General features: G+C 68.5%; 24 protein-coding genes and 1 pseudogene. 6 read left to right on the top strand and 19 right to left on the bottom strand.

The genetic code is table 11. The features are described from left to right. Window positions 1–19: 19 nt before the first annotated feature. Genes rlmB through carD form a run of 5 tightly spaced genes read right to left on the bottom strand, consistent with a single transcriptional unit; the run spans window position 20 to window position 4124 of the window. Window positions 20–952, bottom strand: coding sequence for a 23S rRNA (guanosine(2251)-2'-O)-methyltransferase RlmB (gene rlmB, locus A5760_RS14955; protein ID WP_064882055.1), 933 nt, complete (start codon window positions 950–952; stop codon window positions 20–22). Continuing rightward, entirely contained in the window at window positions 953–2371 is a 1419-nt protein-coding gene (gene cysS / locus A5760_RS14950; RefSeq protein WP_064882053.1) for a cysteine--tRNA ligase, read from the bottom strand. A 49-nt stretch (window positions 2372–2420) separates the two neighbouring features. Then, window positions 2421–2900, bottom strand: a complete 480-nt coding sequence (ispF, locus tag A5760_RS14945) for a 2-C-methyl-D-erythritol 2,4-cyclodiphosphate synthase (protein WP_155764351.1) — start codon at window positions 2898–2900, stop codon at window positions 2421–2423. A gap of 5 nt (window positions 2901–2905) precedes the next feature. Continuing rightward, the gene (ispD, locus tag A5760_RS14940) at window positions 2906–3619 is read right to left on the bottom strand and encodes a 2-C-methyl-D-erythritol 4-phosphate cytidylyltransferase (RefSeq protein ID WP_064882049.1); all 714 of its coding nucleotides are present in this window, start codon (window positions 3617–3619) and stop codon (window positions 2906–2908) included. A 16-nt stretch (window positions 3620–3635) separates the two neighbouring features. Further along, window positions 3636–4124, bottom strand: coding sequence for an RNA polymerase-binding transcription factor CarD (gene carD, locus A5760_RS14935; RefSeq protein WP_007166539.1), 489 nt, complete (start codon window positions 4122–4124; stop codon window positions 3636–3638). A 278-nt stretch (window positions 4125–4402) separates the two neighbouring features. Between carD and A5760_RS14930 the strand changes: the two genes are divergently transcribed. The 3 genes from A5760_RS14930 to disA are packed head-to-tail and all read left to right on the top strand — an operon-like array spanning window position 4403 to window position 7529. Further along, window positions 4403–4963: a hypothetical protein gene (locus A5760_RS14930; RefSeq protein ID WP_064882047.1), complete on the top strand. Its 561-nt coding sequence runs from the start codon at window positions 4403–4405 to the stop codon at window positions 4961–4963. 49 nt (window positions 4964–5012) lie between these two features. After that, window positions 5013–6428 carry a DNA repair protein RadA gene (radA, locus tag A5760_RS14925; RefSeq protein ID WP_064882045.1) on the top strand — a complete coding sequence of 472 codons (1416 nt, stop codon included), beginning with the start codon at window positions 5013–5015 and terminating at the stop codon, window positions 6426–6428. 27 nt (window positions 6429–6455) lie between these two features. Continuing rightward, a complete protein-coding gene (disA, locus tag A5760_RS14920) occupies window positions 6456–7529 on the top strand; it encodes a DNA integrity scanning diadenylate cyclase DisA (RefSeq protein WP_064882043.1) in 1074 nt (357 codons plus the stop codon). A gap of 22 nt (window positions 7530–7551) precedes the next feature. On the opposite strand, the gene A5760_RS14915 is transcribed toward disA, so the two are convergent. Together A5760_RS14915 and A5760_RS14910 are read right to left on the bottom strand one after the other, a co-directional pair. Then, window positions 7552–8358 carry a hypothetical protein gene (locus A5760_RS14915; RefSeq protein WP_155764343.1) on the bottom strand — a complete coding sequence of 269 codons (807 nt, stop codon included), beginning with the start codon at window positions 8356–8358 and terminating at the stop codon, window positions 7552–7554. A gap of 127 nt (window positions 8359–8485) precedes the next feature. Beyond that, on the bottom strand, window positions 8486–9103 hold the full coding sequence (locus A5760_RS14910; RefSeq protein ID WP_064882773.1) for a carbonic anhydrase: 618 nt from the start codon (window positions 9101–9103) through the stop codon (window positions 8486–8488). A 15-nt stretch (window positions 9104–9118) separates the two neighbouring features. Between A5760_RS14910 and A5760_RS14905 the strand changes: the two genes are divergently transcribed. Further along, window positions 9119–10018, top strand: coding sequence for an A/G-specific adenine glycosylase (locus A5760_RS14905; protein WP_064882040.1), 900 nt, complete (start codon window positions 9119–9121; stop codon window positions 10016–10018). A gap of 4 nt (window positions 10019–10022) precedes the next feature. Here the strand turns inward: A5760_RS14905 and A5760_RS14900 are convergent, their stop codons facing one another. Next, on the bottom strand, window positions 10023–10793 hold the full coding sequence (locus A5760_RS14900; protein WP_064882038.1) for an alpha/beta fold hydrolase: 771 nt from the start codon (window positions 10791–10793) through the stop codon (window positions 10023–10025). Window positions 10794–10856: 63 nt separating this feature from the next. On the opposite strand from A5760_RS14900, the gene mhuD reads away from it, so the two are divergent. Further along, window positions 10857–11177, top strand: coding sequence for a mycobilin-forming heme oxygenase MhuD (gene mhuD / locus A5760_RS14895; protein WP_007772332.1), 321 nt, complete (start codon window positions 10857–10859; stop codon window positions 11175–11177). Beyond that, a complete protein-coding gene (locus tag A5760_RS14890) occupies window positions 11152–12516 on the top strand; it encodes a serine hydrolase (protein WP_064882037.1) in 1365 nt (454 codons plus the stop codon). Before mhuD ends, A5760_RS14890 begins: the two co-directional genes overlap by 26 nt. Before the next feature lie 3 nt (window positions 12517–12519). On the opposite strand, the gene A5760_RS14885 is transcribed toward A5760_RS14890, so the two are convergent. The 11 genes and pseudogenes from A5760_RS14885 to A5760_RS14835 form a co-directional block, all read right to left on the bottom strand. After that, window positions 12520–13068, bottom strand: a complete 549-nt coding sequence (locus tag A5760_RS14885) for a histidine phosphatase family protein (RefSeq protein WP_064882035.1) — start codon at window positions 13066–13068, stop codon at window positions 12520–12522. Then, complete coding sequence (locus A5760_RS14880) at window positions 13065–13856, bottom strand: CbtA family protein (protein WP_064882034.1); 792 nt, start codon at window positions 13854–13856, stop codon at window positions 13065–13067. Before A5760_RS14880 ends, A5760_RS14885 begins: the two co-directional genes overlap by 4 nt. Before the next feature lie 9 nt (window positions 13857–13865). After that, on the bottom strand, window positions 13866–14081 hold the full coding sequence (locus A5760_RS14875; protein ID WP_064882032.1) for a CbtB domain-containing protein: 216 nt from the start codon (window positions 14079–14081) through the stop codon (window positions 13866–13868). Window positions 14082–14269: 188 nt separating this feature from the next. Beyond that, window positions 14270–16816, bottom strand: coding sequence for an ATP-dependent protease ATP-binding subunit ClpC (gene clpC1 / locus A5760_RS14870; protein ID WP_064882030.1), 2547 nt, complete (start codon window positions 16814–16816; stop codon window positions 14270–14272). Between the two features lie 325 nt (window positions 16817–17141). Beyond that, a complete protein-coding gene (gene lsr2, locus A5760_RS14865; RefSeq protein WP_007772320.1) occupies window positions 17142–17480 on the bottom strand; it encodes a histone-like nucleoid-structuring protein Lsr2 in 339 nt (112 codons plus the stop codon). Between the two features lie 129 nt (window positions 17481–17609). Then, entirely contained in the window at window positions 17610–19106 is a 1497-nt protein-coding gene (gene lysS / locus A5760_RS14860; protein WP_064882027.1) for a lysine--tRNA ligase, read from the bottom strand. Window positions 19107–19184: 78 nt separating this feature from the next. Further along, window positions 19185–20000, bottom strand: coding sequence for a type III pantothenate kinase (locus A5760_RS14855; protein ID WP_064882025.1), 816 nt, complete (start codon window positions 19998–20000; stop codon window positions 19185–19187). 2 nt (window positions 20001–20002) lie between these two features. Beyond that, window positions 20003–20422: an aspartate 1-decarboxylase gene (gene panD, locus A5760_RS14850; RefSeq protein ID WP_064882023.1), complete on the bottom strand. Its 420-nt coding sequence runs from the start codon at window positions 20420–20422 to the stop codon at window positions 20003–20005. Next, window positions 20422–21360: a pantoate--beta-alanine ligase gene (gene panC / locus A5760_RS14845; RefSeq protein WP_064882021.1), complete on the bottom strand. Its 939-nt coding sequence runs from the start codon at window positions 21358–21360 to the stop codon at window positions 20422–20424. The genes panD and panC overlap by 1 nt, the downstream gene beginning before the upstream one ends. Further along, window positions 21357–22268 (bottom strand): Rossmann-like and DUF2520 domain-containing protein, encoded by a 912-nt coding sequence (locus A5760_RS14840; protein WP_064882018.1) that lies wholly within the window; start codon window positions 22266–22268, stop codon window positions 21357–21359. Before A5760_RS14840 ends, panC begins: the two co-directional genes overlap by 4 nt. Window positions 22269–22383: 115 nt before the next feature. Further along, window positions 22384–22626 (bottom strand): annotated as a pseudogene (locus tag A5760_RS14835) (hypothetical protein); the annotation flags it as partial.

Here is a 22626-nt window from a genome sequence, read left to right as displayed (position 1 = left end):
GGCCGGCCGGGCACCGGCGTTAACCCCTGCGCTGGCGCGTGATTTCGGCGAGCACCACCCCGGCGGCCACCGACGCGTTCAGCGATTCGGTGTTTCCGGCCATCGGGATGGACACGACTTCGTCGCAGTTCTGCCGCACCAACCGCGACAGCCCCTTGCCTTCCGAGCCCACGACGACCACCAACGGATCGGTGCCGTCGATGTCGTCGAGCGTGGTGTCACCGCCGGCGTCCAGACCGATCACCCGCAGGCCGCGGCCGGCCCAATCCGTCAGTGTCCTGTTCAGATTCGTGGCGCGTGCCACGGGGATGCGGGCCGCGGCCCCGGCGCTGGTGCGCCAGGCCACCGCCGTCACCGAGGCCGACCGGCGCTGCGGGATCAGCACCCCGTGGCCGCCGAACGCCGCCACCGAACGGACGATGGCGCCCAGGTTGCGGGGGTCAGAGATGTTGTCCAGCGCGACCAGCAGCGCCGGCGGCGAGGCGAGCGCGGCGGCAACCAGATCGTCGGGGTGAGCGTAGTTGTAGGGCGGCACCTGCAATGCGATCCCCTGATGCAGGTGGTTGCTGGTCATCCGGTCCAGATCAGTACGCGGTACCTCGAGGATGGAGATTCCCAAATCGGCTGCGCGGGTGACGGATTCGGTGAGCCGTTCGTCGGCCTCGGTGCCCAGCGCCACGTAGAGCGCGGTGGCCGGCACCCCCGCGCGCAGGCATTCAAGCACCGGGTTGCGGCCCAGCACGGTCTCGGCTTCGTCGGTTCGGCCCCGCGCCGGCCGACGGCTCTGGGCCTTGGCGCGCTTGGCTGCCGGGTGGTTCGGGCGCATATGCGCGGGCGGGGTGGGGCCGCGTCCTTCCAGGCCGCGGCGGCGCTGGCCGCCCGAACCTACGGTCGGGCCCTTCTTGGTGCCCTCTTTGCGGATCGCCCCACGGCGACGCGAGTTGCCGGCCATCTACTTGTCGCGCTTTTCTTCGGGGGCCAAAAGCTCCCATTGCGGCCCGTCGGCGGTATCGGTGACCTCGATGCCGGCGTACTTGAGCCGGTCGCGGATCTCGTCGGCGAGCGCCCAGTTGCGTTCCTCGCGCGCCTTCTGCCGGTTCTGCAGCTCCGCCTGGACCAGCACGTCGACGGCGGCCAGCGCCGCCGACGTCTCGTCGCGGGTTTCCCAGCGTTCGTCCAGCGGGTCGCAGCCCAGGATGCCCATCATCGCGCGGATCGCGCCGGCGTGCCGCAGCGCGCCTTCGTGATCGCCGGAGTCCAGCGCCCGGTTGCCTTCGGCGCGGGCCTGGTGCACTTCGGCCAGCGCGGCGGGCACCGCCAGGTCGTCGTTGAGCGCGTCGGCGAACTTCTGCGTCCACTGCCCGGGCTCGACGCCGCCGACCCGAACCCGCACGCGGTGCAGGAATTCCTCAACGCCGACATAGGCTTTCACCGCGTCTTGCAGGGCGACCTCGGAGAATTCCAGCATCGATCGGTAGTGGGCGCTGCCCAGGTAGTAGCGCAGTTCGGCGGCACGCACCCGCTGCAGCAACGCCGGTATGGCCAGGACGTTGCCCAGCGACTTGCTCATCTTCTCGCCGCCCATCGTCACCCAGCCGTTGTGCAGCCAGTAGCGGGCGAAGCCGTCGCCGGCGGCGCGGCTCTGGGCGATCTCGTTCTCGTGGTGCGGGAAGACCAAGTCCATTCCGCCGCAATGGATGTCGAATTCCGGCCCCAGATACGTGCGGGCCATCGCGGAGCATTCCAGGTGCCAGCCCGGGCGTCCGCGGCCCCACGGGGTGGGCCAGGACGGCTCGCCGGGCTTGGCGGCCTTCCACAGCGTGAAGTCACGTTGATCGCGTTTGCAGGTGGCCACGCCCTCGCCCTGGTGGACGTCGTCGATCCTGTGCCCGGACAGCTGCCCGTACTCCGGGTAGCTGAGCACGTTGAAGTAGACGTCACCGCCGGCGGCGTAGGCGTGATCGGTTTCGATCAGCCTTCCCATTAATTCGACCATCTGGGTGATGTGCCCGGTGGCTCGCGGCTCGGCGGACGGCGGCAGCACGTCCAGGGCGTCGTAGGCGGCGCTGAAGGCACGCTCGTAGGTGGCCGCCCACTCCCACCACGGCCTACCCGCCGCGGCGGCCTTGTTGAGGATCTTGTCGTCGATGTCGGTGACGTTGCGGATGAACGCGACGTCACAGCCGCGCGCGATCAGCCATCGGCGCAGGATGTCGAAGGCCACGCCGCTGCGGACATGGCCGATGTGCGGCAGGCCCTGGACGGTGGCGCCACACAGGTAGATGGAGACCTGACCCTCGCGCAGCGGAACGAAATCACGCACGGCACCGGCCGCCGTGTCGTGTAGCCGCAAGCGGGCGTGATCGGTCACGACGTGCCAGCTTACCGGGTAGTTCCCCGGCGCCTGGCGCTGCGCGGGCTTACCCGGCGGGGACCACCAGCGCGGTGGCGATGGCGGCGAGGCCCTCACCGCGTCCGGTCAGCCCCAACCCGTCAGTCGTCGTCGCCGACACCGAGACCGGCGCGCCGAGCAATTCCGACAACACCCGCTGCGCCTCGTCGCGACGCGGACCGACTTTCGGCCGGTTCCCGATGACCTGCACGGCGGCGTTGCCGACCCTAAAGCTCTGGTGCGACACCAGATCCGCGACGTGGCGCAGCATGTCGGCTCCGCTGACGCCCTTCCAGCGCGGATCGTCGACCCCGAATACCGCCCCCACGTCGCCCAGCCCGGCCGCCGAGAGCACCGCGTCGCACAGCGCGTGCGCTCCGACGTCGCCGTCGGAATGACCCGCGCAGCCGTCGGCGTCGGCGAACAGCAGACCCAGCAGCCAGCACGGCCGCCCGGGTTCGATCGGGTGCACGTCGATGCCCAACCCGACCCTGGGCAGGGGAGGCAGCGCGTTCACCGGCGTACCACGGTCTCGGCCAGCAACAGATCGAGCTGGGTGGTGATCTTGAAGGCCAGCGGATCGCCGTCGACCACCTGGACCCGGCCGCCGACATGCTCGACCAGCGACGCGTCGTCGGTGAAACCGGATCCGCCCCTGGCCTGATAGGCCCCGTAGGCGCGCAACAGCAGTTCGGTGGCGAAGCCCTGCGGGGTCTGCACGGCACGCAGCCCGGCGCGCTCCGGCGTCCCCAGGACCACCCCGTTGGCGTCCACGGCCTTGATGGTGTCATGCAGGCGCAGCGCGGGCACCACGGCGTCGTGGCCGGCCCGCAGCGCCTCCACCACGCGGGTGATCAGCGCCGGGGGCGTCAGCGCCCGTGCGGCGTCGTGCACCAGCACGAACTCGGGCGGCGCGGCCGGCAGGGCCGCCAGGGCGAGGTGGACGGATTCGGTGCGGTCGGGCCCGCCGGCGACCACGGTGGCCTGCCCGGCGCCGACGTGGCCGCCCAGCACCTGCCTGGCCTCGCCGACGCGGTCGGCGGGAACCGCCGCCACGACGTGATCGACGACCCCGGAATTGAGCAAACCGGCGACGGCGCGCTGCAGCAGCGTGCTGCCGTCGACCACACAGAATGCCTTGGGAACTCCTGCGGCCAGCCGTTCGCCCGAACCTGCGGCGGGGACGACTGCGACTACTTTGCCTGAGGTGCCCGTCTCCGGGGCCACCGAAATGTCAGGCCCTTCAGGAAGCGGCGGCCAGAACCTCGTCGAGGATGGTCTCCGCCTTGGCGTCGTCGGTGCTCTCGGCCAACGCCAATTCACCCACCAGAATCTGACGGGCCTTGGCCAGCATCCGCTTCTCTCCGGCCGACAGACCGCGCTCCTGGTCGCGGCGCCACAGGTCGCGGACTACCTCGGCGACCTTGTTGACATCGCCGGAAGCAAGCTTTTCGAGATTGGCCTTGTAGCGGCGCGACCAGTTCGTCGGCTCTTCGGTGTGCGGCGCGCGCAGCACCTGGAAAACCTTGTCCAAACCTTCTTGTCCGACGACGTCGCGGACACCAACGTACTCAGCGTTGTCGGCGGGAACTCGAACTGTCAGGTCTCCCTGCGCCACCTTCAAGACGAGATATTCTTTTTGTTCCCCTTTGATCGTCCGGGTTTCGATCGCCTCGACTAACGCCGCACCGTGATGCGGGTAAACAACGGTGTCGCCGACCTTGAAGATCATCTGATTCGAGCCCCTTTCGTTACTTCATCCTAACACGGCCGCCTAGCTACGCGCGAAGCAACGATGCAGGTCAGGGGCACAACACGCGCAGATTAGGGGTTGACATGGGGATCAAGTCGTGCAGTGCAGCACATTACCAACGCCCCGAAAGCGGCCGTGCGGCGGCCCATTTGGCCGCTCCTGCGCTGGTCTGGCGCCCCGCGCTATCGCCCGCGGGACGTTCCTACTACTGTGCATAGTTGCATCAGTCGGACCGGCTCAGCAGGAGGCCTGAGAGAGTGAACCGCTTCAAGATCCGCCTCGGCCTTCCCGCGCTCGCCGTCGCTGGGGTGATGGCCGTTCTGGCAGCCCTGCTGAGCGGTTGCGGAGCCGGTCAGGTGTCGCAGATGGCGGTCCAGGAGCCCGCCATCAACGGCAACAAGATCACGTTCAACAACGTGGCGTTGCGCGACATCCGGATCCAGGCCAACCAGACCGGCGACTATCTGCAGCCGGGCCGGACCGTGGACCTGGTGCTGGTGGCCGTGAACCAGTCGCCGAATTCCGCGGACCGGCTGGTCGGCATCACCACCGACATCGGCACGGTGACGGTCAGCGGCGACCCCCGACTCCCCGCCGGCGGTTCGCTGTTCATCGGCACGCCGGAAGGTCAGAAGGTGGCTCCCGGCCCGGTCGGCTCCAACACCGCGGCGGCCAAGGCGACCATCAATCTGGCCAAGCCGATCTCCAACGGCCTCACCTACAACTTCACCTTCAACTTCGAGAAGGCCGGGCAGGCCACCGTCGCCGTGCCGGTTTCGGCCGGATTGCTGCCGCCGCAGCAAAACCAGGCGGGGTAACCGCCTGTCGTGACGCGGGCTTGTCGTAGCGGCTCGATACCGTCATGGCGTGGCAACTGCGCGCTCCCAATACCGGTGTTCGGAATGCCGGCACATCACCGCCAAGTGGGTCGGCCGCTGCATGGAGTGCGGCACCTGGGGCACCGTTGACGAGGTCCCGGTACTCAGTGCGGTCGCGGGTCGGCGCAGCGGCCTGGCCACGGCGTCACCGGCCGTGCCCATCACCTCCATCGCACCCAACGCCAGCCGGCACCGCACGACGGGTGTAGACGAACTCGACCGCGTGCTCGGCGGCGGTGTGGTGCCCGGCTCGGTCACGCTGCTGGCCGGTGATCCGGGGGTGGGCAAGTCCACGCTGCTGCTCGAGGTCGCGCATCGCTGGGCGCAATCCGGCCGCCGCGCGCTGTACATCTCCGGTGAGGAGTCCGCGGGCCAGATCCGGCTGCGCGCCGACCGCATCGGCTGCGGCAGCGACGAGCTCTATCTGGCCGCCGAATCCGACCTGCACACCGTGCTCGAGCACATCGCCACGGTCCGGCCCGCGCTGGTGATCGTGGACTCGGTGCAGACCATGTCCACCACCGAGGCCGACGGTGTGGCGGGCGGCGTCACGCAGGTGCGCGCGGTGACTGCGGCATTGACCGCCGCGGCCAAAACCAATGCGGTCGCGCTGATCCTGGTCGGGCACGTCACCAAGGACGGGGCCATCGCCGGGCCGCGTTCCCTCGAGCATCTGGTGGACGTGGTGCTGCACTTCGAAGGCGACCGCAACGGCTCGCTGCGCATGGTCCGGGGGGTCAAGAACCGGTTCGGGGCCGCCGACGAGGTCGGGTGTTTCCTGTTGCACGACAACGGGATCGAGGGTGTCGCCGACCCATCGAACCTGTTCCTGGATCAGCGTCCGGCCCCGGTCCCCGGCACCGCGATCACGGTGACGCTCGACGGCAAACGGCCGCTCATCGGCGAGGTGCAGGCGCTGCTGGCCACGCCGACCGGCGGCTCGCCGCGGCGCGCCGTCAGCGGCATCGACCACTCCCGGGCCGCGATGATCACCGCGGTGCTGGAAAAGCACGCCAAGTTGCCCGTCGGCGCCAACGACATCTACCTGTCCACGGTCGGCGGCATGCGGCTGACCGATCCGTCGTCGGACCTGGCGGTCGCGGTCGCGCTCGCTTCGGCGGTGGCCGACCTGCCCCTGCCCACCACGGCGGTGATGATCGGCGAGGTGGGACTGGCCGGAGACCTTCGGCGGGTCAGCGGCATGGAGCGGCGCCTGTCCGAAGCCGCGCGCCAGGGCTTCAGCATCGCGCTCATCCCGGACGGGGACGATCCCCGGCGCGAGATCGTGCCGAACGGGATGCGGGCGTTGCGCGCGCCCACCATCGTGGCGGCGCTGGAGCACATGATCGACATCGCCGACCACCGCGGCGGCGCGCCCGCAAACCCGCGACAGCTGGACGCATGACGCGTTGGGCCGGAAGAATGACAAGCTGTGAGCCGTCCGACGCTGCGTGAAACTGTCGCCCGCCTGGCTCCGGGCACCGGGCTGCGCGACGGCCTGGAACGCATCCTGCGTGGCCGCACCGGCGCGCTGATCGTCCTCGGCAACGACGAGGCCGTCGAGGCCATCTGCGATGGCGGCTTCGCTCTGGACGTGCGCTATGCGCCCACCCGGCTGCGCGAGCTGGCGAAGATGGACGGCGCCGTCGTGCTGTCCACGGACGGCAGCCGCATCGTGCGGGCCAACGTGCAGCTGGTCCCGGACCCGTCGATCGCCACCGACGAGTCCGGGACCCGGCACCGCTCCGCGGAGCGCGCCGCGATCCAGACCGGCTACCCGGTGATCTCGGTGAGCCACTCGATGAACATCGTGACCGTCTACGTGGGCGGCGAGCGCCATGTGGTCGCCGACTCGGCGACCATCCTGTCGCGGGCGAACCAGGCCATCGCCACCCTGGAGCGGTACAAGATCCGCCTCGACGAGGTCAGCAGGCAGCTGTCGCGGGCGGAGATCGAGGACTTCGTGACGCTGCGCGACGTCATGACCGTGGTGCAGCGGCTGGAGCTGGTCCGCCGGATCGGCCGGGTGATCGACAACGACGTCGTCGAACTCGGCACCGACGGGCGCCAACTGCGGCTGCAGCTCGACGAACTGCTGGGCGGTAACGACAACGCCCGCGAACTGATCGTGCGTGACTATCACGCCAGCCCGGAGCCGTTGACCGAGGTGCAGACGACGGCCACACTGGACGAGCTGGACGCGCTCTCGGATACCGAGCTGCTCGACTTCACCATCCTGGCAAAGGTTTTCGGGTATCCGACCACCACCGAGGCGCAGGACTCGGCGGTCAGCCCGCGCGGCTACCAGGCGCTGGCCGGCATTCCGCGGCTGCAGTTCGCCCACGCCGACCTACTGGTCCGCTCGTTCGGGACGCTGCAGAACGTGCTGGCGGCCAGCGCCAGCGACCTGCAATCCGTCGACGGCATCGGCGCGATGTGGGCCCGCCACGTGCGGGAGGGGCTGTCGCAGCTGGCGGAGTCGACGATTACCGACTCATTGAGCTAGGTGCGCTGATGCGTGTACGGCCTCAGCCGGCCGGCGGGGGCATCGGCGGCGCCTCCGGCTGGGGCACGGCGCCCGGCTGACCCGGCCCGGGCACCGGGCCCGGTGGCGGCGGCGGCTGGTTCATGATGAACGGAACCGGCATCGAGCGCAGATTGCCCAGCTGCACGACGAGGTTGTAGGTGCCCGGCCCGATCGCCGGCCGCGGCAGCGGGCAGTGCGGCGCCGAGCCCATACCCGTCCACGTCACCGCGGTGGTCACCTGCTCGCCCGGCGTGAAGGTTTTGATCAGCGTCTCGTTGGACGGGGCGCAGTCCAGATTCGACCACAGCCGCTTGTTGTCCAGCGAGTAGACGTAGGCCGCCAGCACCGCGGCGCCGACGTCGCGCTTGCAGGCCACCAGGCCGATGTTGGTGACGACCATGGTGAACTTCGGCTGGTCACCGATGAAGTACTGCGGCGCGTTGGTCAGACCCTTGACCGCCAGCGTCGAATCGGGGCAGTCGTCACCCTCCTTGAGCACCGGCGGCGGCTGGACCGCGGCGGTGGGTGTGGGGGTCTCGGGGTTCTGACCCTGCGCCGGCGGTGCCGCCGGCGCGGGGCCCTCGGGTCCCGGCGGTGGGGGTGCTTGCGGCGCAGGCGATCCCGGCTTGTTCTGAGCGGCACTGGCTTTGTCGGCATTGGCGGGCTTGGCTCCCGCGTTATGCCCCATGAAGGCGATGACGATGGCGGCCACGATCCCGATCGCGACGACCGCGATACCAATGGCCAGGCCTCTGCGCCGCCAATAGATCTCGGTGGGGAGCGGTCCACGCGGTTCCAGATCGAGCACGTTCGCAGCGTAGGCCCAGGTCATATCGATTCGGCTGACCCGCCTCGGCGTGTCGCCAGGTTTGCTGGGCGACCGGCGTGTAGTGGCGACCTGCGGCCGGGGTTTCCCGACCCGTGTTTGCCGCTGTTTACTCGCCCAGGTCGCCGGCGCGGTCGGACAGCTCGGCCCGTCCGTCGGCGAGTTGATAAGTGACGCCGGCTATTGCCAGCGTGCCCGCGGCCAACCGCTCGGCGATGATCGTCGATCGAGACGCGAGCTGCGCGACGGTTTCGGCTACGTGGCGCTTCTCGAACTCGTCGACACTGCTCAGGCCGTCGCGACGGCCCACCAGGATCGACGGGGCCACGCGCTCCACCACATCGCGCACGAAACCGCCGGGTACCGCGCCGTCGTCGATCGCTCCCACGGCCGCCTTGACCGCGCCACAGCCGGAATGGCCCACGACAACGACGAGCGGAACGTTGAGTACCGCCACCGCGTACTCGATGGAGCCCAACACCGCCGAGTCGATCGCCTGCCCCGCGGTGCGTACCACGAAGATGTCGCCCAGGCCCTGGTCGAAGAGGAGCTCGGCGGCCACCCGGCTGTCCGCGCAGGCGAACACCGCCGCGATCGGCGCCTGGCCGGACGCCAAACTCGCGCGGCGCTCGACGCTTTGGTTCGGATGCTCGGGACGGCCGGCAGCGAATCGCTCGTTACCATCTTTGAGTGTTTTCCATGCTGTTGCCGGAGTGGTGTTGGGCATGGCACACATTGTGCTGTGCCGGGGTCGCCCGTGAATAGCCGACCTCGAATCCCGGCCGATGAACTTCTGGGATGGTACGAAACTTCGCGCCGCGATCTGCCCTGGCGCGAGCCCGGGGTGAGCGCCTGGCAGATCCTGGTCAGCGAATTCATGCTGCAGCAGACGCCGGTATCGCGGGTGCTGCCGATCTGGACGGATTGGGTGCAGCGCTGGCCCACGCCGTCGGCCACGGCCGCGGCCAGCGCCGCCGACGTGCTGCGCGCCTGGGGCAAGCTCGGCTATCCGCGCCGGGCCAAGCGGTTGCACGAGTGCGCCGTTGTGATCGCGCGCGACCACGGCGACGTCGTGCCCGACGACGTCTACACCCTGCTGACGCTGCCCGGTGTCGGCAGCTACACCGCCCGCGCCATCGCCTGCTTCGCCTACGGCCAGTCGGTACCGGTGGTAGACACCAACGTGCGCAGGGTGGTGGCGCGCGTGGTGCACGGCCTGGCCGACGCGGGCGCGCCGTCGGCGACGCGCGACCACGCCGACGTGTCGGCGCTGCTGCCCGCCGACGGAACGGCACCGAAGTTTTCCGTCGCCCTGATGGAACTGGGCGCGACGGTCTGTACGGCGCGCGCGCCGCGCTGTGGGCTGTGCCCGCTGGCCCGATGCACGTGGCGGGACGCCGGCCATCCGCCCGCGCAGGGGCCGGCCCGCCGTGTTCAGACCTATGCCGGAACCGACCGTCAGGTCCGCGGGCGGCTGATGGATGTGTTGCGCGCCAACGACTCTCCGGTGCCCCGCGCCGAGCTGGATGTGGCCTGGCTGACCGATACCGCGCAGCGCGACCGCGCGCTGTATTCGCTGCTGGCCGACGGCTTGGTGACACAGACGCGCGACGGCCGGTTCGCGCTGGCCGGCGAGGAGTAGCCGGTCAGGCCGGCGGGTGCGGCGCCGCCAGAAACGACTCGACCGCCTCGCGGTACAGCCGGGGCGCCTCGTCGTGAATCAGATGACCGGCCTCCGGGGCCCGTAAATATGTTGTAGCGCAACCCGTTTCGGCCATCTCCTGCATCTGCCCCGGCGGGGTCACCGAATTGCCGGCCTCGATGAGCAGCGCGGGGACGCGCACCGCGCGCCACTGCGTCCAGTAGTCCCGGGTGCCCCACTCGGCGGCGATCTCGATCCAACGCGCGGTGTGACCGTGCAGTCGCCAACCGGTTTCGGTGCGGTCGAAGGCCTCCAGGAAATACTGGCCGGCGACGGTCCCGAATTCGGCGAAAACCTGCTCGGCGGAATCGAATTCGACCGGAAGGGCGTGCAGCCACGGTTCCCAGGGGCCGGTGGTGCGGCCGCGGAAGTCCGGCGCCATGTCCTCGAGTACCAGGGCGGACACCAGTTCGGGGCGCTCGGCCGCCAAACACCACGAGTGCAGGGCTCCCATCGAATGCCCGACCATCCGGGCCGGCACCGCCAACGAGCCCACCGCGTCGGCCAAGTCGGCCACGAACCGTTCGGTGCTGATCGGGTGCGGGTCGTCGACGTCGCGACCCCGGTGCCACGGGGCGTCGTAGGTGTACACGGTGCCCAGCCGGGTCAGCCAGGGCAGCTGCCGCGGCCAGGTGGTCCCCCGTCCCATCAGGCCGTGCACCAGCACCAGCGGCTCGCCGTCTCCCCCGCGGCAAGTCAACAGATGGCTGGGCATAGCACCATCTTGCGTGCACTGCCCTCGGCTCGAGCACTGGGATCGGCGGGGTAGCCTAGCGGCATGTCGCCAGTGGTGAAGATCAACGCAATCGAAGTACCCGCCGACGCCGGCCCGGAGCTGGAGAAGCGGTTCGCCCACCGTGCGCACGCCGTCGACAACCAGCCCGGCTTCCTCGGCTTTCAGCTGCTCCGCCCGATCAAGGGCGAGAATCGCTACTTCGTGGTGACCCAGTGGGAGTCCGAAGAGGCATTCCAGGCATGGGCGCAGGGGCCCGCGATCGAGGCGCACTCCGGTGAGCGGGCGAAGCCGGTGGCTACCGGGGCCTCGCTGCTGGAATTCGAGGTTGTGATGGACGTTGCCGGCAACAAGCAGGCTGGCTAGCGGGCTGTCGGCCTGGCGCCGCGCATTGACGCTGAGCGCGGCCGCCGCACTGGTAGTGATATCGGCGCCCGGGTGCGCCCCCAACCCCTCCCCGCAGGCGAACGCGGCGAATCCGGGACGGCAGATCGACACCCGCACCCCGCCCGGGATCCGGGCGCAGCAGACGTTGGACATGCTCAACTCGGACTGGCCCATCGGCCCGGTCGGGGTTGGCACCCTGGCCGCACCCGACAAGGTCGAGTCGGTGCAAACCACCATGGAGGCGCTGTGGTGGGACCGTCCGTTCACGCTGAACGGCGTCGACCTCGGCGCGAGCGTGGCGACCCTGCACCTGACCTCGTCCTACGGTGCCCGGCAAGACATCCGGATTCACACCGACGACGGCGGCTCGGTCGATCGATTCGACCTCGACACCCAGGCGCCCACGATCAAGTCGTGGCACGACATCGACGCGGTGTTGGGCAAGACCGGTGCGCGCTACTCCTATCAGGTCGCCAAGGTCGACGACGGGCATTGCGACGCGGTGGCGGGCACCAACACACACGAATCTTTGCCGCTGGCATCCATTTTCAAGCTGTACGTGTTGCATGCGCTGGCGGGTGCGGTCAAGAACGGGACGGTGTCCTGGGACGACCAGCTGACGGTCACCGACAAGAGCCGGGCCGTCGGCTCGTCGGGGTTGGCTTTGCCCACCGGAGCGCACGTTTCGGTGCGCACCGCCGCCGAGAAGATGATCGCGACCAGTGACAACATGGCGACCGACCTGCTGATCGGGAAGATGGGCACGCACGCCATCTCCGAAGCGCTGGCGACCGCGGGTCACCACGACCCGGCCAGCATGACCCCGTTCCCCACCATGTACGAGTTGTTCTCGGTCGGCTGGGGCAGGCCCGACCTGCGTGACCAGTGGGAACACGGATCGCCGCAAGTCCGCGAGCGGCTGCTGGAGCAGGCGAATTCGACCTCGTATGACCCGGATCCGATGCGGGCCCACTCGCCGGCATCCTCCTACGGCGTGGAGTGGTATGGCAACGCCGAGGACATCTGCCGGGTCCACGCCGCGCTGCAGGCCGACGCGGTCGGCAAGGCCGCACCGGTGCGCGACATCCTCTCCGCGGTCGCGGGCATCCAGCTGGACCGCAACGTGTGGCCGTATATCGGCGCGAAAGCCGGTGGCCTGCCCGGTGATCTGACGTTCAGCTGGTATGCCGTCGACAAGACGCGGCAGCCATGGGTGGTCAGCTTTCAGCTGAACTGGCCGCGCGATCACGGGCCGACGGTGACCAGCTGGATGTTGAAGATCGCCAAGCAGGCCTTCGCGCTGATCGCCCCGCGCTGAGGCTCACAACCGCAGCGTCCAACGGCCGCCCCGGAAGTACAGGACGACCCGGGTGGCCGGCTCGACGTCGATCCGCCAAAATGACGCCGGGTCGATGTCCAGCGCCGCCACGATCGCGGCGCGGATCACCGCCGGGTGCGTCACCGCCACCGTGCGTACTGGGTTGGCGGTCAACGACTCCAGCCACCGCGAAGCCCGCGAGATCAGGTCGGTGATCGACTCACCGCCGTGTGGCGCGGCACCCGGCTGACCCAGCCACGCCTCGAGTTCGCCGGGCGGCAGGTCCGCAGGCGCCTCGCCGCGCCACCGTCCGCAGTCGAGGTCGGCCAACCGCGGCTCGCTTTCGGCTTGCAGGCCAAGCAGTTTCGCGGTCTGCCGGGTGCGCTGCTCGGGCCCGCATAGCCGGCGTTGTGCGACACCGGCGCTGCCGTCCATCGCCTCAGCCTGGCGGCGGCCGATCGCGTTCAGTGGTTCGTCGGCAGGAAAACGCCCGTCCGCCATGGCATCCGTCATGCCATGCGAGAGCAGGGTCAGCCGGGCGACCTCGGTCACGCCGCAAGGCTCGATGCCTGCCCGCCCGGCGCCCGCGCCGAAAGCAGCCGCCCGCTGATCGTCGCGAACACCAGGCCGATGCCGGCCCACAGCACCAGCTGGGTGGCCAGCGACAGCAACCTGAACTCGTAGAGGACGTCGGCGGGAAAGCCCGGATAGATGATCGTCCCCGCGGCGTCGCGCAGCGGTTCGGGTGTCTCGTCCACGCTCGGCAGCAACACCGCGATTACAACGATCGCCACCAGATACGCGCCCGCCGCCAGCAACCGCGCGTTCCACGCGCCGAACCGGGCGGCGAGGCGCCGCGCCAGCCAGACCGCGCCGATCGCCAGCACCACCGACACCAGCACCATCACCAGGTACCAGCCGGTGCGCGCACCGATCGTGTCGGACTGTCCGACCGCCGGTGGGTTCGGCGGATACTTCACGAACGGCACCACGTACACCGCCCCGAAGGCCCCGGCCGCCAACAGCAGCGAAAGCGCTTGCGGTTGACCGGTTTCCGTCCGCGCATAGACGACGGCGAACAGCACGGCGAACAGCGCGCCCATGGCGAGGCCGAAGATCAGCACACCGAATCCCAGCCCGGGGCCGGACTGCACGCCACGGGTGAACAACTCGGCGCCGTGCTCGTGCACGCCGTGCGCGTTCTCGGCGTCGGTGCGGCCGTCTTCAAAAGCGATTGCGCGGCCGATGACGGGCTCGGCGCACAGGCGGGCGAAGACGAACGCCAGCACCGCACCGACAGCACCCGCCAGAAGACCGCCCCCGATCAGGCGTTTCTCCACGAGATCGGGTCAGTGGCAGGGGAAGCCGAGGAGGTGCCGCGCATCGTGCACGAACTCGTGCACGTGCGTGTCGCTGCCGAACAGCGAGACCGCCCCCTGGTCGACGCCGACGAAGTACAGCGCCAGCAACGCGACGAAGACGGTCGCGGCGAACCAGAGCGCGGTGCGTGCCGCGGACAGGTCAACGGATCGGGCGCGGCTGCCGGTTAGCTGCGGGTGGGACACAATCGACTCCTTCTGGGGATAACGCGTCCCCGCTGGGTATGACGAGTCTCGGGTCTGACTTTGGACAGTGGCGCGACCGTTCTGGACTTTCACCAGATTCCGTTACACGTCGATGACAACGGTCAGTGTAGGGGGCAGCGAAAACGGGCGGTAGTCCGAGATCGACTACCGCCCGTTTCCGTTGGTCGCTACTGCGCGTCCGGGCCCGGGTCGCCGGCGCTGTGCGCTCCGGCCTTCGCCAGGTCCGGCTCGGCCGGCGGCTTGCGGGTTCCGGTGAAGGTGAACTTCGCGTCCTCGCCGGCGCTTTCGCCGTCCCAGTTGTCCACGTCGACCTTGACGACCTGGCCGGGACCGACCTCCTCGAAGAGGATCTTCTCGGAGAGCTGGTCCTCGATCTCGCGCTGGATGGTGCGCCGCAGCGGGCGGGCACCCAGCACTGGGTCGAAGCCGCGCTTGGCCAGCAGAGCCTTGGCCTTGTCGGTCAGCTCCATCGCCATGTCCTTGGCCTTGAGCTGCTTGCCGACGCGCTCGATCATCAGGTCGACCATCTTGATGATCTCGTCGCGGGTCAGCTGGTGGAAGACGATGATGTCGTCGATGCGGTTGAGGAACTCCGGGCGGAAGTGCTTCTTCAGCTCGTCGTTGACCTTCTGCTTCATCCGCTCGTAGTTGTTGTCACCGCCGCCCTGGGTGAAGCCCAGTCCCACCGGCTTCGAGATGTCGGAGGTGCCGAGGTTCGACGTGAAGATCAGCACGGTGTTCTTGAAGTCCACCGTGCGACCCTGCCCGTCGGTGAGCCGGCCGTCCTCGAGGACCTGCAACAGGCTGTTGTAGATCTCCTGGTGCGCCTTCTCGATCTCGTCGAACAACACCACGCTGAACGGCTTGCGCCGCACCTTCTCGGTGAGCTGGCCGCCCTCCTCGTAGCCGACGTATCCCGGCGGGGCGCCGAATAGCCGCGACGCGGTGAACCGGTCGTGGAACTCGCCCATGTCGATCTGGATGAGCGCGTCGTCGTCGCCGAACAGGAAGTTGGCCAGCGCCTTGGACAGCTCAGTCTTACCGACACCCGACGGGCCCGCGAAGATGAACGAACCCGACGGGCGCTTGGGGTCCTTCAACCCCGCGCGGGTGCGGCGGATCGCCTTGGAGACGGCCTTGACGGCGTCCTCCTGGCCGATGATCCGCTTGTGCAACTCGTCCTCCATGCGCAGCAGCCGGGTCGTTTCGGCTTCGGTGAGCTTGAACACCGGGATGCCGGTCCAGTTGCCCAGCACCTCGGCGATCTCGTTGTCGTCAACCTCGGCGACGACGTCGAGATCGCCTGAGCGCCACTGCTTTTCGCGCTCGGCGCGCTGGCCCACGAGTTGCTTCTCGCGGTCGCGCAGGCTGGCCGCCTTCTCGAAGTCCTGGGCGTCGATCGCCGATTCCTTCTCCCGGCGCGCCTCGGCGATCTTCTCGTCGAACTCGCGCAGGTCTGGCGGAGCGGTCATCCGACGGATGCGCATCCGGGCACCCGCCTCGTCGATCAGGTCGATCGCCTTGTCGGGCAGGAACCGGTCGTTGATGTAGCGGTCGGCCAGGGTGGCCGCGGCCACCATCGCGCCGTCGGTGATCGACACGCGGTGGTGCGCCTCGTAGCGGTCGCGCAGACCCTTGAGGATCTCGATGGTGTGCTCCACCGTCGGCTCGCCCACCTGCACCGGCTGGAAGCGGCGCTCCAGCGCGGCGTCCTTCTCGATGTACTTGCGGTACTCGTCGAGCGTGGTGGCGCCGATGGTCTGCAGCTCGCCGCGGGCCAGCTTGGGCTTGAGGATGCTCGCGGCGTCGATCGCGCCCTCGGCCGCGCCGGCACCCACCAGGGTGTGCAGCTCGTCGATGAACAGGATGATGTCGCCGCGGGTGTTGATCTCCTTGAGCACCTTCTTGAGGCGCTCCTCGAAGTCACCGCGGTAGCGGCTGCCCGCCACCAGCGAACCCAGGTCCAGCGTGTAGAGCTGCTTGTCCTTCAGCGTCTCGGGAACCTGGCCGTGCACGATCGCCTGCGCCAGGCCCTCGACCACGGCGGTCTTACCGACACCGGGCTCGCCGATCAGCACCGGGTTGTTCTTGGTGCGCCGGCTCAACACCTGCATCACCCGCTCGATTTCCTTCTCGCGGCCGATCACCGGGTCGAGCTTGCCTTCCATCGCGGCCGCCGTCAGGTTGCGGCCGAACTGGTCGAGCACCAGCGAGGTGGACGGGCTGCCGGATTCGCCGCCGCGGCCACCGGTGCCGGCCTCCGCGGCCTCCTTGCCCTGGTAGCCGCTCAGCAACTGGATCACCTGCTGGCGCACCCGGGTCAGTTCAGCACCCAGCTTCACCAGCACCTGCGCGGCCACGCCCTCACCCTCGCGGATCAGGCCCAGCAGAATGTGCTCGGTACCGATGTAGTTGTGGCCGAGCTGCAGCGCCTCGCGCAGGCTCAGTTCGAGCACCTTCTTGGCGCGGGGCGTGAACGGAATGTGTCCGGACGGGGCCTGCTGGCCCTGGCCGATGATTTCCTCGACCTGGCTGCGAACGCCCTCGAGCGAGATGCCCAGCGACTCCAGCGACTTCGCCGCGACGCCTTCGCCCTCGTGAATCAAACCCAGCAGGATGTGCTCGGTGCCGATGTAGTTGTGGTTGAGCATCCGGGCCTCTTCTTGCGCCAGGACGACCACCCGCCGTGCACGGTCGGTAAATCTTTCAAACATCGGGTTACCTGCTCTCCCTCACATCGGTACAAACCTGTTGGCGGCCCAGTGCCGGTCCCCTGTGGCCGGAATCGCGTACCTGTCTCCACTGTAATGGTCGGCTTGCCAGCGGGCCTAACCTTGCCGTGCGTTCTCCGCTACGGACCCACTCGGTGTTTCCGGGGCCAATCTCACCTGCGACTGCCAGCGGCGTTGCGCGCCGTAACTGAAGAAACGTCGCGGACTTCCATTTCGTTTCCGCAAGCCGCCAGTCGATTGTTTCGCGTCCAGCGAAATGACAAACCGGCGCCCGGGCTTGGAGCCCCGGACGCCGGTTTGAGGTCTGCTAGGTGGCCGCGTGGAATGCGTCGATCACGTCGGCCGGGATGCGCCCCCGGGTCGACACGTTGTGCCCGTTACGGCGGGCCCATTCGCGGATGGCCGCGCTCTGCTCACGGTCGATCGCGCCACGACCGCGGCCCGTGCCGGAACGCCCACGGCGACGGCCGCCGACGCGGCGACCGGCTTCCACCCATTGCTTCAGATCCCCGCGGAGTTTCGCGGCATTCTTGGACGAAAGATCAATCTCGTAGGTCACCCCGTCAAGCCCGAATTCCACCGTTTCGTCGGCCGCGCCGGCACCGTCGAAATCATCGACCAAGGTGACGGTCACTTTTTTTGCCATTGGCTTACCCTCGCATTTCGTCCTGAGCGGTTACTGAGCAGATTGGATCGGACCTCCCCGGTCACCAATCTGCCATAACAGCGAAGCATACTCAATCTGTACGGAAGCCGCACAGATGAAATCTTTCAACTACGACTGCGGCCGAACAATCGGGAACAAAACTGTCTCTCGAATTGACAGTCCAGTCAATGTCATCAACAACCTGTCGATACCCATTCCCGTTCCGGTACATGGCGGCATCGCATACTCGAGTGCGGCAAGGAAATCCTCGTCGAGCACCATAGCTTCGTCGTCGCCCGCGGCGGCGGCACGCGCTTGCGCGGCAAACCTCTCGCGCTGCACCACGGGATCATTCAATTCGGAATACCCGGTGGCGAGTTCGACACCACGCACATACAGGTCCCACTTCTCGGTGACACCCGCGATGCTGCGGTGCTGACGCGTCAAAGGCGTTGTCTCGACCGGGAAATCCCTTACGAACGTGGGAGCGGCAAGCGCGTTGCCCACCGTGTGCTCCCACAGTTCCTCGACGATTTTTCCGTGTCCATAGCCCCGGTCGGCGGGAATCTCGACGCCGAGCCGATCGGCGATTGCGAGCAGTTGTTCGACAGACGTCTCGGGCGTGATCTCTTCACCGAGTGCCGACGACAGTGACGGGTACATTTGTATCGAAGCCCATTCGCCGTCTATGTCGTAGACACCGCCGTCGGGCAGCGGTAGTTGTCGGCTTCCGATCGCCTCGTCGGCCACCTCTTGAATAAGCTCGCGCGTCACTACTGCCGAATCATCATAGGTTCCGTACGCCTGGTAGGTCTCCAGCATGGAAAATTCCGGAGAATGGGTCGAATCCGCACCTTCGTTTCGGAACACTCGATTTAGTTCGAAAACCCGGTCGAAACCACCGACCACGCACCGCTTGAGGAACAGTTCCGGTGCGATCCTCAAGTAGAGATCGATGTCTAGTGCATTGGAATGCGTGATGAACGGCCGCGCCGCCGCGCCACCGGCCAGCGTCTGCAACATCGGGGTTTCGACTTCGAGAAACCCGCGCCGTTCCAATGCGTTGCGGATGGCGCGGATGACGGCGATCCGCTGCCGCGCCACGGTGCGCGCCTGCGGGCGCACGATCAGGTCGACGTAGCGCTGCCGCACCCGCGCCTCTTCGCTCATGTCCTTGTGCGCGACGGGCAGCGGACGCAGCGACTTGGACGCCATCTGCCAGGAGTCGGCCAGCACGGACAATTCGCCGCGCCGTGAGCTGATCACGTTGCCGTGCACGTAGACGATGTCGCCGAGGTCGACGTCGGCCTTCCACGCGTCGAGGGATTCCTGGCCGACCTTGTCGAGGCTGATCATCACCTGCAGGCTGGTGCCGTCACCCTCCTGGAGCGTGGCGAAGCAGAGTTTGCCGGAGTTGCGGGCAAAGATCACCCGGCCGGCGACGCCGACGAGGTCGTCGGTCGCGGTGTCGACCGGCAAATCGGGATGGGCGGCACGGACCTGGGCCAGCGTGTGGGTGCGTTCGACGGCGACCGGGTAGGGGTCGTGCCCCTCGGCGAGCAGCCGAGCGCGCTTATCGCGGCGAATTCGGTACTGCTCGGGAATATCCAGATCGTCGGCACTCACGACGTGCCAGCTTAAAGGACTGGGCTTTGAGGCCGCGCCGACGGCTTTGCCTGCACGCTGCGGCGAATAGCCGGTGTGTCAGCGCGCCGTCTTCAGCCGTCCGCGCTGGGCGTCGCGGTTGCGCTCGAAGATCAGCCGCAGCCCGTGCAGGGTCAGGTGCTGGTCGTAATGGCTGACGGTCTGCAGCTCGGGCAGCAGCAGCGGCGCGGTGTGGCCGGTGGCGATGATCGCGACGTCATCGCCGGCAAAGCCGTCCACGTCCTCGCGGATGCGCCCGACCAAGCCGTCGACCAGCCCGGCGAAACCGAACACCGCGCCCGCCTGCATGCATTCGACGGTGTTCTTGCCGACCACCGAACGGGGGCGGGTCAGCTCCACCCGGCGCAGCGCGGCCGAGCGGGCCGCGGCGGCGTCGGAGGACACCTGCAATCCGGGCGCGATCGCCCCGCCGAGGAATTCGCCCTTGGCCGACACGACGTCCACGCAGATCGAGGATCCGAAGTCGATGACGATGGCGGGGCTGTTGAACCGATGGAAGGCCGCCAGGCAGTTGACGATTCGGTCGGCGCCCACTTCCTTGGGGTTGTCGACGAGCAGCGGGATGCCGGTCCGCACCCCGGGCTCGATCAGCACGTGAGGCACCGACGGCCAGTACTGGTCGAGCATCAGCCGCACCTCGTGCAGCACCGACGGGACGGTGGACAGCGCCGCGGCGCCGGTGAGCCGCTCGGAGTCGTCGCCGATGAGACCGTCGATGGTGAGCGCCAATTCGTCGGCCGTGATCTCCGCTTCGGTGCGAATCCGCCATTGCTGCACGACGTTTGCGTGCTCCTTGGATCCCGAAATCAGCCCGACGACGGTGTGGGTGTTACGGACGTCGATCGCGAGCAGCACGGCTACCGCGCAACGATCCGGGGATCCAGTAGTTCGGCCGCGTCGGCGGGCACGAATGCCGGATCGTGGCCGAGGTCGATCGGCTTGTTGTCGGCGTCGACGAAGACGATCCGCGGCTGGTACGCCCGCGCCTCCGCCTCTTCCATGGTCCCGTAGGCGATCAGGATCACCAGGTCGCCCGGGTGGACGAGATGTGCTGCCGCACCGTTAATTCCGATCACACCGCTGCCGCGCTCGCCGGTGATCGCGTAGGTGACCAGCCGGGCGCCGTTGTCGATGTCGACGATGGTGACCTGTTCGCCCTCGAGCAGGTCCGCGGCATCCATCAGATCGGCGTCGATGGTCACCGAGCCGACGTAGTGCAGGTCGGCCTGCGTGACGGTGGCGCGGTGGATCTTCGACCTGAGCATCGTCCGTAACATCAATTCCTCCACTGTGATTGGGCGTATTCGTGGTGTCCGTCCGGCCCAGCGGTGCCGGCGGGTGTTTCGATCTGCATTTCGATGTTGTCCAGCAGCCTGGTGGTGCCCAGCCGGGCCGCAACCAGCAGCCGGGCCGAACCGTGGGCGGGCGCCGGGCCGAGCCCGGCGTCGCGCAACTCGAGGTAGTCCACGGTGAGGTCGGGCACGGCGTCGAGCACCGCGCGCGCCGCGGCCAGCGCGGCCGTGCCCCCGTGGTGCGCGGCGTGCGCGCCGGCCGTGAGCGCGGCCGAAAGTGTCACGGCCAGCTCGCGTTGCGTGGGGTCCAGGTAGCGGTTGCGCGACGACATCGCCAAGCCGTCGGATTCCCGGACCGTCGGCACCCCGATCACCTGCGCGTCGATGTTGAGGTCGGCGACCATCTGGCGGACCATCACCAGCTGCTGATAATCCTTCTCGCCGAAGAAGATCCGGTCCGGTCGCACGATCTGCAGCAGCTTGCACACGACGGTGAGCATCCCGGCGAAATGGGTCGGCCGGACGGCGCCCTCCAGCTCGGCCGCCAGCGGCCCCGGCTGCACGGTGGTGCGCAGACCGTCGGGATACATCGCGGCGGCCGTTGGCGTGAAGACGATCTCGACGCCCTCGGAGCGCAACAGTGCGACGTCGTCGTCCAGGGTCCGCGGGTAGGCGTCGAGGTCCTCACCGGCGCCGAACTGCAGCGGGTTGACGAAGATCGACACCACCACCACCGCGCCGGGCACCCGCTTGGCCGCGCGCACCAACGAGAGGTGCCCGTCGTGCAGCGCGCCCATGGTGGGCACCAACATCACCCGGCGCCCGGTGTGGCGCAGGGCGCGGCTGACGTCGGCGACATCGCGCGGTGCGGAGTAGACATTGAGGTCGCCCGCCCTGAAGGCAGGTGGCTTGCCAGGTCTCATGGCGCCAGAACCTCCACGACGTCCTTGGGGGCGTGTGCGCGCTGGGCGGTCCGCAGGGCGTTCACCCGGTACGCCTGGGCCAACTCCGGCCCGACCTGACCCAGCGCGGCCAGATGCCCCGCGACCGCGGCCGCATCGCCGCGCGCGACCGGACCGGTGAGCGCGGCCTGCCCGCGTTGCAGGGTGTTCTCCAGCGCGGCCCTGGCCAGCGGCCCGATGATCCGTTCGGCGATGCCGCCCGGCTGGTCGTCGACGGACTGTTGGCCGAGCAGTTCGCTGCCGCGCAGCGCGGCGCGCAACGCGTCGAGCGCGTCGGCGAGCACGGTCACGATGTGGTTGCCGGCGTGGGCCAGCGCGGCGTGGTACAGCACGCGGGCGTCCTCAGCCACGCAGAACGGTTCGCCGCCCATCTCCAGGACCAGCGATTGCCCGATCGCGTAGCCGATTTCGTCGGCGGCTGTGACGCCGAAGCAGGAATCCGACAGCCGGCTGATGTCCTCGTCAGAGCCGGTGAACGTCATCGCCGGGTGAATCGCCAGCGGGATGCAGCCGTCCTGGGCCAGTGGCTCGAGAATGCCGATGCCGTTCGCGCCGGACGTGTGGACCACGATGGTTCCGGGCCGCACGGCCGACGTCGCGGCCAACCCGGACACCAGGCCGGCGAGTTCGCTGTCGGGGACCGCGAGCAGCAACAGCTCGGCACCGGCCGCCACGTCCGGCGGTGTCGCCACCGGCGTATCGGGCAGCCGGCGTTGTGCGCGCTGCCGCGACGAGTGGGAGATGGCGCTACACGCCACCACGACATGGTCCGCACGCTCCAGCGCGACACCGAGGGCGGTGCCGACCCGGCCGGCCGAGATGATTCCCACCTTGAGCCGAGCGGGGCGCAGACCGTCGAACTGCACCATCGCAGACGACCTCACAGATATCTTGTTTCGTTCCGGTCCCACTTCGTGGGTACCGTTCGGTCACTACGACTGTAGTCGATTACCAGGCGTTACCCAATGTGAGGAAGCTCCCAGCTCAGCCTTCGCGGCGGCGTCGCCGGCCGCCCTCGGAGGGCTGCACCTGCAGGCGGGCCAACAGGTCGGCCACTGACTGGCCGCCCGTGGAGGTGCCTTCTCCCGTGCCATCGGGGTCCTCTTGCTGCGGGTCACCGCCGTGCCGGGGCGCCTGCTCCGGAGCGGGCGGCGGCGCCAGTCGTGGCGGCGGGGGCGCGCCGGCCGACGGGCCCGAGTGCATCGGGGGCTGTCTCTTATACACATC

Origin of the sequence: Mycobacterium colombiense (assembly GCF_001665835.1) — a bacterium.
GTDB classification, from domain to species: domain Bacteria; phylum Actinomycetota; class Actinomycetes; order Mycobacteriales; family Mycobacteriaceae; genus Mycobacterium; species Mycobacterium colombiense_A.
This window is presented reverse-complemented; position numbering and strand designations above follow the sequence as displayed.